Source organism: Achromobacter sp. 1012554356 (assembly GCF_059760815.1).
Genome location: NZ_JCBANC010000007.1, coordinates 62,891 through 78,720 on the forward strand (window position 1 = coordinate 62,891; position 15,830 = coordinate 78,720).

The window sequence follows — 15,830 nt, forward strand, 5'->3', positions numbered from 1 at the left end:
CAGGACCCCCCGCTTTTCCGCCGATTGAAGGGTGATCCATCCTCTTATACTGCCGCGCTCGTGCAACACGGGGCCGCGCCGAGGATGGACGCTGCCCGCCTATCTGAAACCCGGGGAGGGGATACGTGAAGAACTGGATCAAACTCAGCTTGGCAGCGCTCGGCGCTGCAACTTTGCTGGCGGGCTGCGCCGGACCGCGCTACGCCGACGTGTCCGCAAAGATCTCCGCGCTGGAACCGGGCGAAGGACGGATCTATTTCTACCAGCCCAAAACGGCCAATGGTGGCAAGGTCGGGCATCCGGCGATCCTGGTGGACAACGTCCGCGTCGGAAAATCCAAGGCGGGCCACTTCTTTTTTGTGGATCGCCAAGCCGGCACGCTCGACGTGATCACGGCGACCGACCGCAAGGAACGCAAAGACCCGCTGGTGGTGCCGCTTGCGGCGGGACAGACCCAGTACGTGAGGGTCGACATCGACGGCGGGAAGCAGGTTCTGCGCCTGGAACCCTTTGCCGAGACGGCGCAACAGGCCTGGTCCGAACTGCGGTATTGGGGCGCCAGCCGCCGCGATCGCGAGCCGCTGCGGTATTGATCAGATGACACGTTTTGTAGATTTCTGACGCACCCCTATACTTACGCACTTCGTTCGTAGCCGGGGTAACCATGGTCTCGTCGGTAGTTCCGAAAGTCGCGGGCCTGGCCCGCGTTGGCAAGATTGCAGCGTTGGCCGTTGCGGGGATGCTGTCTTTGAGCGCCTGCATGTCCGTTTCCACGCAAAAGGTCAGCCTTGTTCCCGTGGCGGCTTCGGAGCCGGCCAGCGTGATCCAGTTGTCACGCATGGTCAGTGCCCAACTGCCGAATGACAGCGTCGTCAGCCTGCCTGCGGCATCGCAATGGCAACGCGTAGGCGCCTTGGTGCAAGGCGATGTCTACCGTTCACTCGGCGGGCTGTTCACGATCCAGACCCGGCGCCAGGGCGAGGCCTACCTCGTGGCGTCTTCCGGAAAGCTTGTCGGCTTCTACTTGCCTGGCGAAACGGCTTATATGCCGCTCAACCGTCCCGTCACCTTGCCCGTGGAAATGCGTCAATGAAGATCTGGCTGAAACTGGCGGCGACGGCCGCGACGGTGGTTGCGCTGGCCGGCTGTGCCGGCGCTCAGTACCAATCCTTGCAGGGACGCATGCCGCCCGTCGCGCAAGGCAACGGGCGCATTTACTTCTATCAACCCCAGACCTCGCCGGTGGCATCGGCGCAGCAGAAGCTGCGCGTGAACCGGGACGTCGTCGGCCGCAACAAGCCGGGCAGCTTCTTCTTCGTGGACCGTCCGGCGGGCAATTACGTCGTGACCAACCTGTACTGGACGGGCGATGGGGTCAGCTTCAAGCTCGATCCCGGCCAGACCCGCTACGTGCGCATCACGGCCGAGTCGCTGGGCAGCACTGGCGCGGTGGGCAAGCTGTCCATGGAACTGGTGGATCCCCCGGAAGTCGCCGAGACCGAGCTCCTGAAGATGCGCTATTGGGGCGCGGCTTCGTCCGAGCAGATTCCTGGCTTGCGCTAGGTCCGAACAGCAAAGAAACAACAGAGAGCTTCTATGACCCGCAGCATCAAGATGATCGCCGCCGCCGCGCTGGGCGCCGCCCTGTTGGCCGGTTGCGGCGGTCCCCGCTACAAGGACGTGGCGGGCACCATCCCGATCATGGTCCCGGACACGGGCCGCATCTATTTTTATCAGCCGCCGGCGCCGATTGGCGTGGTGTCGAATCAGCCGTATCTGCGCGTCAATGGCGTGAAGGTCGGCCGGTCCAAGCCCGGCAGTTTCTTCTACGTGAACCGCCCCGCAGGCAAGTATGAGATCGATACGCTGCGCGATGGCGAGTCCCTGACGTTCGATTTGGCTCCGGGACAGACGCGCTACGTGCGCCTGAGCATCGAAGGCGCCACCGGAAACAGCGCCAGTGTGGGCCGGCAGGACATGCGCCTGGAAGCGTCCGAAGCGGTGGCTCAGCAAGAAATGTCGCCGCTGAAATATTGGGGCGCGGGATCGCGCGAACGCGTGAAGCTGCGTCCCTGATTTTTTCGCTGCGGCAAGCAGGGCGCGCCTTGGCGCGCCCTTTTTTTATCCGCGATCCAGCCCGACTTCCTGCAGCACGGTGGTCGCGATCTCTTCGATCGACTTGGTCGTGCTGGACAGCCACGAAATGCCCTCGCGGCGCATCATGCGTTCGGCCTCTGCCACTTCGTAGCGGCATTGCTCCAGTTGCGCGTAGCGGCTGTTGGGGCGGCGCTCGTTGCGCACCTCGGCCAGACGTTCCGGCTGGATCGACAGGCCGAACAGCTTGGCGCGGTGCGGCGCGATGGTGGAGGGCAGGGTGCCGCGTTCGAAATCGTCCGGCGTCAGCGGGAAGTTGGCGGCTTTGATGGCGTACTGCATGGCCAGGTACAGGCTGGTGGGCGTCTTGCCGCAGCGCGAGACCCCGACGAGGATCACGTCGGCCTGATCCAGCTGGTTCACGAACTGGCCGTCGTCATGCGCCAGGCTGAAGTTGATGGCGTCGATCCGGTTCCGATATTTTTCGGAGTTGGCCTGCATGTGCGAGCGGCCAATGGAATGGCTGGACTTCAACCCCAGCGCCTGTTCGATGTGGCTGACAAACGTGCCGAACAGATCCAGGAAAATTCCGTTCGCCTGTCGAACACGAGACAGGATTTCCGGGTTGACCAACGTGCTGAACACAATGGGTGGAACGCCCGCGTCCTGGGCGCTCCGGTCAATCCGCATGGCGACCTCCGCAGCCTTTTCGAGTGTGTCCACGAAGGGCAGGCGGATGGGCTTGAAATTGACCTCCTCAAACTGCGAAAGCACAGACTGGCTGAACGTCTCCGCGGTGATGCCGGTACTGTCGGAAACGATGTAAACCGTGCGTACGATAGGGGTAGATGTCATGTGTAAAAAATTCCAACCAGGCAGATGGCCGGACGTACTCCACCGAGTACAATCAGGCCCCTATAAGTCACCCCAAGGGCGGTCCAAGGCCAGTTTGGTCAGCGTCTGAAAACGTGTCTGCAAAGCCCGGAAAACGCGGTTTTTCCGGCGGCAAAAACAGCACGATTCAGCCATTGACCAAACTCGCTTTCATTCCATTGTAAAAGGTGACTTCAATGTCGTATGTTGTTTTGTTCGAGCAGCTCCGCATGACGGATGTGGACTCGGTAGGAGGCAAGAACGCATCTCTTGGCGAAATGATCAGCCAGCTGTCTGGCGCGGGCGTCCGCGTGCCGGGCGGCTTTGCCACGACCGCTGACGCCTTCCGCGATTTCCTGAAGGCCTCTGGCCTGGACAAGCGGATCGCTGAACGGCTGACCACGCTGAACCCCGAAGACGTGCGCGAGCTGGCCACCGCCGGCGCGCAGATTCGCCAATGGATCGTCGACGCGCCGTTCTCGCCTGAGTTCGAAGCGCAGATCCGCGAAGCCTTTGCCAAGCTCGACGCTGACGGCAAGGGCTCGTTTGCCGTGCGCTCCTCCGCCACCGCCGAAGACCTGCCCGACGCCTCGTTCGCCGGCCAGCAGGAAACCTTCCTGAACGTCGTGGGCATCGACGACGTGCTGGACAAGATCCGCCACGTGTTCGCGTCGCTGTACAACGACCGCGCCATTTCCTATCGCGTGCACAAGGGCTACGCCCACGCCGACGTCGCCTTGTCGGCCGGCATCCAGCGCATGGTGCGTTCCGACAAGGGCAGCGCCGGCGTCATGTTCACCATCGACACCGAATCGGGCTTCCAGGACGTGGTGTTCATCACGTCGTCGTACGGCCTGGGCGAAACCGTCGTGCAGGGCGCCGTCAACCCTGACGAGTTCTACGTCTTCAAGCCCACCCTGGAACAGGGCCACTATCCCATCGTCGGCCGCCGCATTGGCTCCAAGCTGATCAAGATGGAGTTCGATCCCGAGCGCCCCGAAGGCCGTGCCGTGCGCACGGTGGACGTGCCGGTGTCCGAGCGCAACCGCTACTCGCTGACCGACGACGAAGTCAACGAACTGGCCCGCTACGCCGTCATCATCGAAAAGCACTACCAGCGTCCGATGGACATCGAGTGGGGCCGTGATGGCGTTGACGGCAAGATCTACATCCTGCAGGCGCGTCCGGAAACCGTGAAGTCGCAGCAGGGCGCCAACGACGTGCAGCAGCGCTACCGCCTGAAGGCGACGGGCCAGGTCCTGATCACCGGCCGTGCAATCGGCCAGAAGATCGGTTCGGGCCCGGTGCGCGTGGTGGGCGACATCTCCGACATGGACAAGGTCCAGCCGGGCGACGTCCTGGTCACCGACATGACGGATCCCAACTGGGAGCCCGTGATGAAGCGTGCTTCGGCCATCGTGACGAACCGCGGCGGCCGTACGTGCCACGCCGCCATCATCGCGCGTGAGCTGGGCATTCCGGCGGTGGTGGGCTGCGGCAACGCGACCGACCTCCTGAAGGAAGGCCAGGCCGTGACCGTGTCGTGCGCCGAAGGCGACGAAGGCCGCATCTATGACGGCTTGATCGAGACCGAGGTCGAGGAAGTGCGCCGCGGCGACATGCCCGCCATCGATCTGAAGATCATGATGAACGTCGGCAACCCGCAACTGGCGTTCGACTTCGCCCAGATTCCCAACGGCGGCGTCGGCCTGGCTCGCCTGGAATTCATCATCAACAACAACATCGGCATCCACCCGAAGGCGGTCCTGGACTACCCGAACGTGGACGGCGAACTGAAGAAGGCCGTGGAATCGGCCGCTCGTGGCCATGCCAGCCCGCGCGCCTTCTTCGTCGAGAAGATGGCCGAAGGCGTGGCGACCATCGCCGCCGCCTTCTATCCGAAGCCGGTCATCGTGCGCATGTCGGACTTCAAGTCCAACGAATACCGCAAGCTGGTCGGCGGCTCGCGCTACGAGCCCGAGGAAGAGAACCCCATGCTGGGCTTCCGCGGCGCATCGCGCTACATCGCCGAAGACTTCGCCGAATGCTTCCGCATGGAATGCGAAGCGCTGAAGAAGGTGCGCGATGAAATGGGCCTGACCAACGTCGAGATCATGGTGCCGTTCGTGCGCACGGTGGGTCAGGCGGAAAAGGTCGTGAACCTGCTCGCCAAGCACGGCCTGGCGCGCGGCGAGAACGGCCTGAAGCTGATCATGATGTGCGAGGTTCCGTCCAACGCCATCCTGGCCGACGAGTTCCTGCAGTATTTCGACGGCTTCTCGATCGGCTCGAATGACATGACCCAGCTCACGCTGGGCCTGGACCGCGATTCCGGCATGGAACTGCTGGCCGCCGACTTCGACGAGCGCGACGAGGCCGTCAAGTTCATGCTGCGCCGTGCGATCAAGGCTTGCCTGGCCGCCAAGAAGTACGTCGGTATCTGCGGCCAAGGCCCCAGCGACCATCCCGACTTCGCGCAGTGGTTGAAGGACGAAGGCATCCTGTCGATGTCGCTGAACCCGGACACCGTTGTCGATACGTGGCAGCGTCTGGCCAAGAACTGATTGGCTGGTTGAAGTAAAAGCCCCGCGTCCTTTTTGGGACGCGGGGTTTTTTTTATTCTCCGTGGGAATAGGCCGCAGCCGCGTTGAGGGAAAAGCGCTGGTTGAGCGTCGGCGACGAATGCTTTCTTCAGATGACCCGATCAAAGTAAGAGTCTTCTGATATCCATAGATAGGATCGTGTGACGTAATGGACCCATATTCCATTCGCGTCCATTGCGAGATTCTTTATTTGCAGCGGACGCGTTTTTATAGGCGGACCGCGCGCTCCTTGCGGGTGCTAAAGGTCTGTCGATGCGGGAGCTCGTCATTCCTACCCAATCCGACCTGCGGTTCACTTTCACCATCGGCGACGAGTCATTTGAGGTCGTCGAATTTACGCTGCAGGAAGGGTTGTCGGAGACCTTTCTGCTCGAAGTGGACCTGGCCAGCGCCAATCCCGCTCTCGATTTCGGCGCAGTCCTGGAGCGCGCCGCACTGCTGACCATCTGGCACGGCGACACGCCGGTGCGGTACGTGCACGGCGCGGTCTCTGCTCTTGCTCAACGCGACACGGGCTTTCGCCGCTCACGCTATTGCGCGATCGTCGAGCCGCGTCTGGCGCGCTTGAAACTCAGTTCCGACTGGCGCATCTTCCAGTCGCAAAGCGTCCCCCAGATCACCGAAGCGGTGCTCAAGGCGCATGGCCTTACCCAGGATTACGAGCAGCGCAGCACCACCGAACACCAGGCGCGCGAATACTGCGTGCAGGCGGGCGACACCGACTACCACTTCGTCGAGCGCGTCATGCGCGAGGAAGGCTTCTTCTACTCCTTCCGCCATACCGCTGAAGGCCATCAATTAATCCACAGCGACCGCCTGTTCATCCATGGCCGCGTCGGTGATGAGCCGGTGCAGTACAACGCGATCCCCGGTGGCGACCAGCCGCAGCCTGCGTTGCGGCGGTTCGCCTACACCGAGAACGTGCGTACCGCACGCCAGACCCAGCGCGACTACACCTTTCATCATCCGCGCTACAGCCACCAGCACAGCCGCGACGGACGAGATCTGGACCATCAGGGCCGCCGTTACGAACGCTATGACTATCCTGCTCGGGCTAAATTCGACGAAGCCGGCGGACCTTTCGCCGAAAACCGCCTGCGCGGCCATCGCCGCGATGCGCGCGTCGCTTTCGTTGAAGGCGATGACCCGCGGCTCCAGCCGGGCATTTCATTCAGCCTGGCCGGTCATCCGCGCGAAGACCTGAACCGCGGCTGGCGTCCGGTGCGCATTGTCCACCGCGGCATCCAACACACGAGCCAGGCCGAGGAAAGTGCGCAAGCCCCGTTGGGAACCCACTACAGCTACGAAGCCGAACTGGTCCCGGACGACGCCGAGTGGCGCGCGGAACCGCTACCCAGGCCCCGCATCGACGGTCCGCAGAACGCCGTGGTGGTCGGCCCGCCCGATGAAGAGATTTATACCGACGAGTATGGCCGGGTGAAGGTCCGGTTCCCGTGGGACCGGCTCGGCGAGGAGGACGAACGCAGCTCCTGCTGGATCCGCGTTTCACAGGACATCGCCGGCGCCACTTGGGGGCACATGGCCATCCCGCGCATTGGGCAGGAGGTCATCGTCTCTTACTTCGATGGGGATCCGGACCAGCCCGTGGTCACCGGCCGCGCCTACAACCGCCTGCAATTGCCGCCCTACGAGTTGCCGCGTCACAAGACGCGGATGACGATCAAAAGCAAGACCCACAAAGGCGAGGGATACAACGAACTGCGCTTCGAAGACGAGAAGGAACAGGAAGAAATCTACGTCCACGCGCAGAAGGACCAGAACATCCACGTCAATCACGACGAAACCACGTTCGTGGGCCATGACCGCAGCGAACAGGTCGAGCACGACGAGACCATCACGATCGGCCGCGACCGTAAGGAAACGGCGGGCAACGACGAACAGGTCACCATCGGCCAGGACCGGCGGCATGACATCGGACGGGATGATTTTTTGACTGTGGGGCGCAATCACACGATCTACACCACCAAGGACCGCACCGAAGAAGTGGGCAACAACCGCCGCGACAAGACCGCGGCGAATCATTGGGTGAGTATCGGCGGACACCAGGAGCTCACGGTCGAGGGGCAATCGGAATTGCAGGCGGGGCAGGCGATCCGGCAGCGCACGAAGGATTTTGAGAGCCAAGCGGCAGAGAGCCTGACTATCAAGGGACCGGGGGGAACCATCCGAATCGATGCATCGGGTATCACGCTTGATGGGGTCGCCATTCTGATCAAGGGTCCGATAAATCAAAAGCCCGGTGGCGGCACGAACTCGATCTCCGTCAACGGCACGCCGGAACCCGGCGAACCCGTTTGTGTGGGATGCCTGCTGAAGGCCATCGCGGAGGGCCGCAGCGTCGTGCGGTTCGGTGGATAAGACTACATATGAATCCATTTTCTGAAAGTGTTGTGAACGAACTGCGCCGGCTCCCCGATCATGGACTGACAGCCATCGTTGAAATGGCTCGCCTGAAGACAAATGTCCGAATGCAGCTTATGGAGCGATTTTCCGGCTGGCCGCTACTGCAGCAGCGAGAGTTGGAGAATCTCCGCGAGATTGGCCCATGGCTTTTTGCGCCTTCTACGCAGGAAAGCCTGCAAGGCCAGTACGACTTTCTCTGCGACGCTGCCGAGATGGCGGGCGACGCGATCAGCGCCTGGCTGACCAGTGCCATGTCTCCAGCCCTGCTGGCCGAGCACCTTAGCTGCGCCACAACCGCGCAGGGGCCGGACGGTGCCACTTACTTGCTGCGCTTTCATACGGAACTGGCCTTTCCCGTGCTTCATGCGCGTCAGGATCTACCAGGAATCGCCGATTGGCTGGCGCCGGTTCGCCATTGGTGGCTCGTATTTCCCCACCGAGAGCGCAAGGCCTGGAAACACTTCACAGGTCACGGTTCAGCCAGGCCGTATCCCGCACCGGCCATCCAACTGGACGAGTCATGCTGGGTGGCGCTCGCGGGCGACCCGCTCGCGTACCGGCTGGCGGACCAGCTTCGGGTGCCCCTTGAAATGAAGGGCGACCGCGAAAACTGCCATGGCACTCGGCTTGGACTCGTTCATGACTTGCTGGCTCAAGCGGATCGCATTGGCTTGAGCCAACAGAGCGACCGAATCGACTACGTGACCTTGATGGCGTTGCAAGGCAAGGCGCTAGAGGGTTCATCGGCATGGAACGACGCATTGCAGGAAGCGAAAGCGCTGCGAGAACCCCTGGCGCAGGCTCTGCAAGTGCGCATGCGCAGAAAAAATGGTTGAGGACGTCAATGTTCGGTTGGAACGACACCTTTAATGAATGTGCGGAGAATCGCACGCTTCTCGATGGAATCTTGAATCGTGGGGCGGAGGTAACTTGCACTCGCACCTTCACCATACTTCCGCTGCGGTATGGCGCCGTGGGAGGCAGCGCCGAACAGCGCAAACTCCTTCCGTCTATGCCCGAGCATTTGAATAAGCCAAGCAGCGTGGGCAGTCTGAGCGAATCCACTTACGCATTACGCCCGCTGCGCCAGGGGTTTCTGTATGTCCTTGTCCAGCGCGTGAGCGCAGGGACTTATGAATGGCATAGCCAGTACCGGGTATCGGAAGCCGGAACGCTGACCTATATGGATGCTGAGGAACCGTGGAAGCGCAAAGCCGCAGCTGTCCCGGGCATGGATGACCCACCTGGCTGGAGCTGGATGTTCAAAGTCCATGACGTCGACGACATCAAGGACCTTCGCCTGTTCTTTAGCCCATGCCCTTTGACCAAGGAAACGCTGCGCCGATATCGCACGCTCCCGGCAAGCCGGAATAAGTTGGTGCCGGTGGATATCGCCAAACTTGCGTCGCAGGCCCCCGAGGAAATGGATTGTGTCCGCCCGCAAGACGGCGTGCTGACTTTTGATCAGCTTGATTGCGTAGCGGACTTCGCGGCTGTAAACCAGCCCAGATTGAGCATGCTGCTTAAAGCGCAGGCGTTTAACCCTCTTGCGCCACCCCTGCAAGCCACTCAGGCAGAAATGCGACCAACGGCCACGCACAATCGGTTCCGTGGCGCGGCCATCGTAGTGGATGACGCCCTCGGAATTACTCAGGAACTGAACGCGTGGCGAAATGCGAGTGTTGAAGCACTTGAAGGCTTCATGGCAGCGGAGGACGGCGAAAGACTCACCAACCATCGCAAGTTCACTATCGCATTTGGCATTGAAAACATCAGAAAGCTTGTAGAAGACGAAGCCGAGAAGCTCTATTACAAAGAGCAGTGGGACTTCGGAGTGCGTTACTCGGACCGCGGGTACGAGATGAGCAACAGCCACATGGTCCCGCAATCGGTGCGCGGCTACTACAACTATCGCAACCCACAGCATCAGCGGGAAGTTCAGGAGGCCACCGCCAGGCGGAGGCGTGCCAAAAGTTGGAGCAAGTACGCTGGCTACATTGATGAGGATATGCGTCAGGATTTCCTGAACCGCTACCGAGACGAAGTTAGCAAAGCGGACGCGGCCAAGGACGCGCGCGCTTCGGATCACCTTCTCTGGTTGCAGAGCGAACCGCTTCTCGACGCACTCGAAGTCTTTGATCGCGATGATACCGAGCAGGCCCTGCTGTTTGAAGACCAAATGGGAAAGGCCGTCGTCGGCATGAACGCCACTGCGGTCGGCGAGGAACTGCTTGATCGCTGGCGTAAGGCGGGGGTGTCGCGAGAAAACTTGTTCTGGCGGTCGTTGGCGCAGAACCAGGAGAGCGTGGAAAGCGAAGTGGACCAACTTTTCGGTGAGAGCGATACGCTGAAATCCGTCGACCCTGCCGCGTTGCAAAACCGGCTAAAGAAACTGGCGGATCTCTACGAAAAGAGCCACGCCATGCTCGATTCGCTGGCTGATGCCTCGACGGGCGGAGGGCCACCGTCCGGCTATCTGGTCGGCGGCGCAATGCTGATCAATACGCTAGGAAGCTCATTATTTCAAAGCAAGACCGCTGCTGCCATTGTGGACGCCCCACTCAATAAGCTCGCGGCGTCAGTGTTGCTCGCGCGCCTGGGTCGGTACTCGCAGCATTATCGTCTCGAATTGCGGAACGGCAAGGAGCTCAGTCGAGGATCAACGGCACGCATGGAGCGCTCCGCCAGCCGACAGTTCGAGAAGGCCCTGCAGACGGGAGTAAAAGGGCCGATGACTGAAATCCGCATTGGAAGCACTCTGGTGTTCTTGGAGATGTGGAACCTCTATAACAGACTGACCGCGGCAAACAAGCGAAGCAGGGAGTATGTGGAGATTGTCGCGGCGCTGGTGGCGCTAACTGCAACGGGTTTCGAAGTGGGCGCGGGCGCGGTGACCTTTGCTGAGAGAAGTGGCAGCGCTGCTGTGCAGCAAGGTGCCAAGGTATTCCGCAGTGGCCTTCGCTTTACGGCGGGGGTCTTGGCTGGCACAGCTTCGCTAGTCGGGGCAACCTATGACTTCCAAGACTTCAATAAAAATCTCGTCTTCAGAAGATTCTCAATCGCTGGCTTTTACTTTTTGCGCGCTAGCGCCCAGCTAGGTGCAGCCACACTATCCGTTGCGGTCGGGTTGGGTGCGGCGGGCGCTTACTTAGAGCACTTATCGAAGAGGTATGGAACCAGTCGAATGTTTGGGCGTGCGCTCAACGCGGGCTCCAAGGTGTCTGCTGCTCTTGCTGGCCGGATGATCTTGATGCTTCGTATATTCCTGAGCGTCAATCTCACGATTTTGGCTTTGGCGGCGGTTGAAATATGCATCCTTCCTGATGCTCTGGAACTATTTCTGGATCACTGCTCGTTTCGTAAAAACCGCAGCAACGGTCCTGTGGCGACAGAAGAGATGGAGACCGAACTCATGCAACGAACGGTGAAGGTGGTGCACTAATGTATTTATTAGAGCGCGGTTTTCAGTGGTCAATAAATTTGATGAGCTACGAGGAAGCGACCGAAGAATTGGGCAAACAACAACGCCAGCCGGGGCAGTCTGAAATTCAAGCTCCTGAAGGTGTTGGCGAGTGTGTTTGCAGCGACGTCTACGACAATGAGTCGGTATATGCATTGACCGAATCGGCTATGGACCTTCGCACGCCAAATGATGAGAAGAGAGGAGTAATCACCGCGTTTTTAGGATGGATTTATGGGTTTCTGATCTACGCGTGCTTGCGTACCGTAATCGTATCCGTGGACTACATCCTGCAAGGTCATGGCTACTATGACAATTTGCCGCTGGATGGTGAGGATTACTTTTTCCTAATACTCTTTCCGGTGCTCTGGTTTGCGGTGCTATGCGTTTTCTTAAAATACACATTACGGTATTTTCGGTTGGAGTCGCTCACTGCCCGTCGCATCATCGTTCGTTTCAACCGCGTCACCCGCAAGGTTTACTTGCTACGGCCCGAGCATCTAGGCGGCATTCGTATCATGGATTGGGATAAAACCGAGGTGCTTATGGACAAAAGCATGAGCGAACTGGAGGGCACCGGAGGCTTCGTCATTTTGGTCTGGGACAGGGGCGATGGTGTGGACTTGCAGGGAACTCCTACCGACAACCTCGAAGTCACTTTCGTGGGTAAACCTACTCGCAACGCCAGCGAGCTCCTCGCGTTTTGGGAGTACATCCGCCGCTACATGGAGGATGGCCCCGCTGCCGTGCCGGCGCCCGAGAAGTTTGTTAGCAAGTTCCCGTGGCCCTGGCTTTCGTTCAAGGCGGCATGGGGCCTGGACACCCAGTTCCTGCGCCACAGCGGCTTATGGGTGTTTGTCGTAGCGAACCTGTTGATGTTGCCCGCTATCTTGATCCATGCTGCCGGCCACTGGCTTTCGTTGCTGCTGTGCTATGAACCCCGATTTCCCCGCGACATTGAAGAGGTGGGACGATAATCCCGAAGCTGCTTTCAGCGCATCGAGGTGTCTGGGGCCCGGACCAGGCCGCGCCCAGATCAGGCGGCCCGGGCTTCGCGGGCGATGAGTTCGCGTTTGCGGTCGATGCCCCAGCGGTAGCCCGCCAGCGAACCGTCGGTGCGCACCACGCGGTGGCAGGGAATGGCCAGCGCGATGTTGTTGGTGGCGCAGGCGCGGGCGACGGCGCGCACGGCGGCGGGTGCGCCGATGCGTTCGGCCACTTCCGAATAGGTGGCGGTGGCGCCGAGCGGAATCTCGCACAGGGCCTCCCAGACCTTACGTTGGAATGCCGTGCCGCGCACGTCCAGAGGCAGGTCCAGGCCGCGCGCCGGATCTTCGACAAAGCCGACCACGTCGGCCACCCAGCTTTCGAATCGGGGGTCGGCGCCGATCAGTTTGGCGGCGCGGAAGCGGTCCTGCAGGTTCTGGACCAATCGGTCCGGATCCTCGTCCAGCGCGATTTCGCAGATGCCGGTGCTGCTTGCGGCCACCAGCAGTGCGCCCAGCGAGCACTGCGCGACCGCGAACCGGATATCCACGCCTTCGCCGTTCTTGCGGAACGCGGTGGGCGTCATGCCCAGGATGGCGGGGGCGGCTTCGTAGAAGCGTCCGCTGGAATTGAAGCCGGCGTCGTACATGGCGTCGGTGACGCTGGCGCTTTCTTCCAGGCTTTGGCGCGCGCGGCTGGCGCGCAGGGCGTTGGCGTAGGCCTTGGGCGTGATGCCCGTGGCGGCCTTGAAAATGCGGTGAAAATGGAAGCGGCTCATGCCGGCCTGTTCGGCGAGCGTCGACAAATCAGGCGGCTGCTCGGCCTCCAGTGCGCGGCAGGCGCGTTCCACGGCGGCGGCGTGCTGTTTGCTCAAGGGGACGGCGGCGGGGCTCATAAGGGACTCCTGGCTTCTCGCGTGATGGCTTTACGCATGACGCTATCGTCTCAAGGCAAGCCGGCCCGCGCACTCCGCTTGTTGCGGCGGTCTCTGACGCAGCCGATGGGGCGCGCTGGCAGGGCTCAGGCGCCGGGCGCGTAGGTCTCCAGAAAGCGGCGCAGCAGGCCAGCCGCCACGGGCGTGGCCCGCACATTGGCCGACAGCCCCGGTATGTCGAGGTTTTCGGCGGCGTAGCGGCGGCCATAGCGGTCGAGATGGGCCCGGATGAAGTCGGGGCCGAACTCAGGGTGGAACTGGGTGGAAAAGACGTTGCGGCCGATGCGGATCATCTGGTGCTCGTCCAGGTCCGAACGCGCCAGCACCGTCGCGCCCGCAGGCAGTTGCAACACGGTCTGCGCATGCAGCATCTGGGCAGGGAACGTGGTCGGCACGCCGGCCATGAGCTGATCGCCGCCGGCGGTGGGCAGCAATTCGACGGTCTGGGTGCCGACTTCGCGGCCAGCCGGGTTGTAGCCGACCTTGCCGCCAAATGCGTGCGCCAGCAACTGATGGCCGTAGCAGACGCCGAACATGGGCAGGCCGGCTTCCAGGGCCTCGCGCAGCCAGGCGGCGGTGTCTTCGCTCCAGGGTTCCTTGTCGGAGACCATGGCGGGCGAACCGGTAATCAACGCGGCGCGGTAGCTGGAGGGCGCCTGCGGGCGTTGACCTTCGTAGACCGCGACGATCTCGGCGGCGCTGGCGGCCAGACCGGCCGCCAACATGATTTGTTCGGCATAGCCGCCGAACTGGCTTTTGAGCGTATCGTCCGGATCGCCGGTGTGCAGGATCAGGACGGGGAGAGCAGAAGGAGTTGCAGCGGTCATAAATGCGTGTGCGTGGATAAGGGCGGCGCGGAAGTCTCGCGACCGGGCGCGCCAGGGGCACATCATAATCCAGCGAAAATGTTCCCGTCGGTGCACGACAAACCCCGCTCCGTCCCGGAAATACGTACAATCCGCTCAGATACTCATCCTTACAGACGATCTTGAGACTATGTGGATTTGGCTAGGATTGGCCGCGCTGGCCCTCATTGGTGAGCTGGCGACAGGAACCTTCTATTTGCTGCTCGTCGCCTTGGGTTTGGCCGCCGGCGGTATTGCCGCCTGGCTGAATGCGGGCCTGCAATGGGAACTGGTGGCGTGCGGCGTCGTGCTGCTGCTGGGGCTCCTGGTGCTGCGCAAGACCCGGGTGCTGAAAAAGCGCGAGGTCAACTCCGCCCGCAACGCCGACGTCATTCTGGACATCGGCCAGACCGTCATGGTCGAAGCCTGGTCCGACAGCGGGGCCGCGCGCGTCTGGTACCGCGGCGCGCATTGGCAGGCTGAGCTGGCCAAGGGGCATGCCGCCCAGCCCGGCGAACACACCATTACCGAATTGCGCGGTTCGATCCTCGTGCTTACTCCCAAGCGCGGCGGCTCGGCATAGCAGAACGCGCCCGCGCAGCGCCGCGGGCAATCGCTGGAACCCTGGCCGGCACGGCGGGGCAAGCCGGCGCATCTACTCCAAAAGAGGCTTCACACCATGATCGATACTTCAACCATCGTGCTGCTTGTCATCGTTGCACTGGCAATCCTGATCGTCGTCAAGGCGATCGCCATCGTGCCGCAGCAGCATGCCTGGGTGGTCGAGCGGCTCGGCAAATTCGACCGCGTCCTGTCGCCGGGCGCCGGATTCGTGATTCCGTTCATCGAACGCGTGGCCTACAAGCATTCGCTGAAGGAAATTCCGCTGGACGTGCCCAGCCAGGTCTGCATCACGCGCGACAACACGCAGCTTCAGGTCGACGGCGTGCTGTACTTCCAGGTGACGGATCCGATGCGTGCGTCGTACGGTTCGTCCAACTACATTTCGGCAATCACGCAGCTGGCCCAGACGACGCTGCGTTCGGTCATCGGCAAGATGGAACTGGACCGCACCTTTGAAGAGCGCGACTCCATCAACAGCAACATCGTTTCGTCGTTGGACGAGGCGGCGCTGAACTGGGGCGTGAAGGTGCTGCGCTACGAAATCAAGGACCTGACGCCGCCCAACGAAATTCTGCGTTCGATGCAGGCGCAGATCACCGCCGAACGCGAAAAGCGCGCACTGATCGCAGCCTCCGAAGGCCGCCGCCAGGAACAGATCAACATCGCCACCGGCGAACGCGAAGCCGCCATCGCGCGTTCCGAGGGCGAGAAGCAGGCGCAGATCAATCAGGCCCAGGGCGAAGCCGCTGCGGTGCTGGCGATCGCTGAAGCCACGGCCAAGGCCATCACGCAGGTTGCCGATGCCGTGCGCCAGCCGGGCGGCATGGAAGCCGTGAACCTGAAGGTTGCCGAACGCTACGTCGAGGCATTCGGCAACGTGGCCAAGGAAGGCAACACGCTCATCCTGCCGGCCAACCTGTCCGACGTGGGCGGCATGATCGCTTCCGCCATGACCATCGTGAAGTCCACGCGCAACACCTGATACC

At 61.5% G+C, this 15,830-nt stretch carries 14 protein-coding genes; 11 read left to right on the plus strand and 3 right to left on the minus strand.

Going from position 1 to position 15,830, the window contains the following annotated elements; genetic code table 11:
* Positions 1–125 precede the first annotated feature (125 nt).
* The 4 genes from AC6LJW_RS05055 (at position 126) to AC6LJW_RS05070 (ending at position 2,076) form a co-directional block, all read left to right on the plus strand.
* Entirely contained in the window at positions 126–593 is a 468-nt protein-coding gene (locus tag AC6LJW_RS05055) for a DUF2846 domain-containing protein (protein ID WP_498086654.1), read from the plus strand.
* A gap of 167 nt (positions 594–760) precedes the next feature.
* Complete coding sequence (locus AC6LJW_RS05060) at positions 761–1,093, plus strand: hypothetical protein (protein ID WP_498086656.1); 333 nt, start codon at positions 761–763, stop codon at positions 1,091–1,093.
* The gene (locus AC6LJW_RS05065; protein ID WP_498086657.1) at positions 1,090–1,563 is read left to right on the plus strand and encodes a DUF2846 domain-containing protein; all 474 of its coding nucleotides are present in this window, start codon (positions 1,090–1,092) and stop codon (positions 1,561–1,563) included. The genes AC6LJW_RS05060 and AC6LJW_RS05065 overlap by 4 nt, the downstream gene beginning before the upstream one ends.
* 33 nt (positions 1,564–1,596) lie before the next feature.
* Positions 1,597–2,076 carry a DUF2846 domain-containing protein gene (locus AC6LJW_RS05070; protein ID WP_056570323.1) on the plus strand — a complete coding sequence of 160 codons (480 nt, stop codon included), beginning with the start codon at positions 1,597–1,599 and terminating at the stop codon, positions 2,074–2,076.
* 45 nt (positions 2,077–2,121) lie between these two features.
* Here AC6LJW_RS05070 and ppsR read toward each other — a convergent pair whose 3' ends face one another.
* Positions 2,122–2,949, minus strand: coding sequence for a posphoenolpyruvate synthetase regulatory kinase/phosphorylase PpsR (gene ppsR / locus AC6LJW_RS05075; protein ID WP_056570325.1), 828 nt, complete (start codon positions 2,947–2,949; stop codon positions 2,122–2,124).
* Positions 2,950–3,164: 215 nt separating this feature from the next.
* Between ppsR and ppsA the strand changes: the two genes are divergently transcribed.
* From ppsA to AC6LJW_RS05100, 5 genes are all read left to right on the plus strand, one after another.
* Positions 3,165–5,531, plus strand: a complete 2,367-nt coding sequence (ppsA, locus tag AC6LJW_RS05080; RefSeq protein WP_056570326.1) for a phosphoenolpyruvate synthase — start codon at positions 3,165–3,167, stop codon at positions 5,529–5,531.
* 291 nt (positions 5,532–5,822) lie between these two features.
* Positions 5,823–7,949 carry a type VI secretion system Vgr family protein gene (locus tag AC6LJW_RS05085; RefSeq protein WP_498086659.1) on the plus strand — a complete coding sequence of 709 codons (2,127 nt, stop codon included), beginning with the start codon at positions 5,823–5,825 and terminating at the stop codon, positions 7,947–7,949.
* An 8-nt stretch (positions 7,950–7,957) separates the two neighbouring features.
* Positions 7,958–8,830 carry a DUF4123 domain-containing protein gene (locus AC6LJW_RS05090; protein ID WP_498086660.1) on the plus strand — a complete coding sequence of 291 codons (873 nt, stop codon included), beginning with the start codon at positions 7,958–7,960 and terminating at the stop codon, positions 8,828–8,830.
* Positions 8,743–11,436 carry a T6SS effector BTH_I2691 family protein gene (locus tag AC6LJW_RS05095; RefSeq protein ID WP_498086661.1) on the plus strand — a complete coding sequence of 898 codons (2,694 nt, stop codon included), beginning with the start codon at positions 8,743–8,745 and terminating at the stop codon, positions 11,434–11,436. Before AC6LJW_RS05090 ends, AC6LJW_RS05095 begins: the two co-directional genes overlap by 88 nt.
* Positions 11,436–12,431, plus strand: coding sequence for a DUF6708 domain-containing protein (locus AC6LJW_RS05100; protein ID WP_498086662.1), 996 nt, complete (start codon positions 11,436–11,438; stop codon positions 12,429–12,431). The genes AC6LJW_RS05095 and AC6LJW_RS05100 overlap by 1 nt, the downstream gene beginning before the upstream one ends.
* Positions 12,432–12,490: 59 nt before the next feature.
* Here AC6LJW_RS05100 and AC6LJW_RS05105 read toward each other — a convergent pair whose 3' ends face one another.
* A complete protein-coding gene (locus tag AC6LJW_RS05105) occupies positions 12,491–13,336 on the minus strand; it encodes a bifunctional transcriptional activator/DNA repair enzyme AdaA (RefSeq protein ID WP_056570336.1) in 846 nt (281 codons plus the stop codon).
* Between the two features lie 125 nt (positions 13,337–13,461).
* Positions 13,462–14,202 carry a glutamine amidotransferase gene (locus AC6LJW_RS05110; protein WP_056570338.1) on the minus strand — a complete coding sequence of 247 codons (741 nt, stop codon included), beginning with the start codon at positions 14,200–14,202 and terminating at the stop codon, positions 13,462–13,464.
* Between the two features lie 169 nt (positions 14,203–14,371).
* On the opposite strand from AC6LJW_RS05110, the gene AC6LJW_RS05115 reads away from it, so the two are divergent.
* Together AC6LJW_RS05115 and AC6LJW_RS05120 are read left to right on the plus strand one after the other, a co-directional pair.
* The gene (locus tag AC6LJW_RS05115; RefSeq protein ID WP_400520428.1) at positions 14,372–14,803 is read left to right on the plus strand and encodes an NfeD family protein; all 432 of its coding nucleotides are present in this window, start codon (positions 14,372–14,374) and stop codon (positions 14,801–14,803) included.
* 96 nt (positions 14,804–14,899) lie between these two features.
* Positions 14,900–15,826, plus strand: a complete 927-nt coding sequence (locus tag AC6LJW_RS05120; RefSeq protein WP_008167745.1) for an SPFH domain-containing protein — start codon at positions 14,900–14,902, stop codon at positions 15,824–15,826.
* Positions 15,827–15,830: the final 4 nt, after the last annotated feature.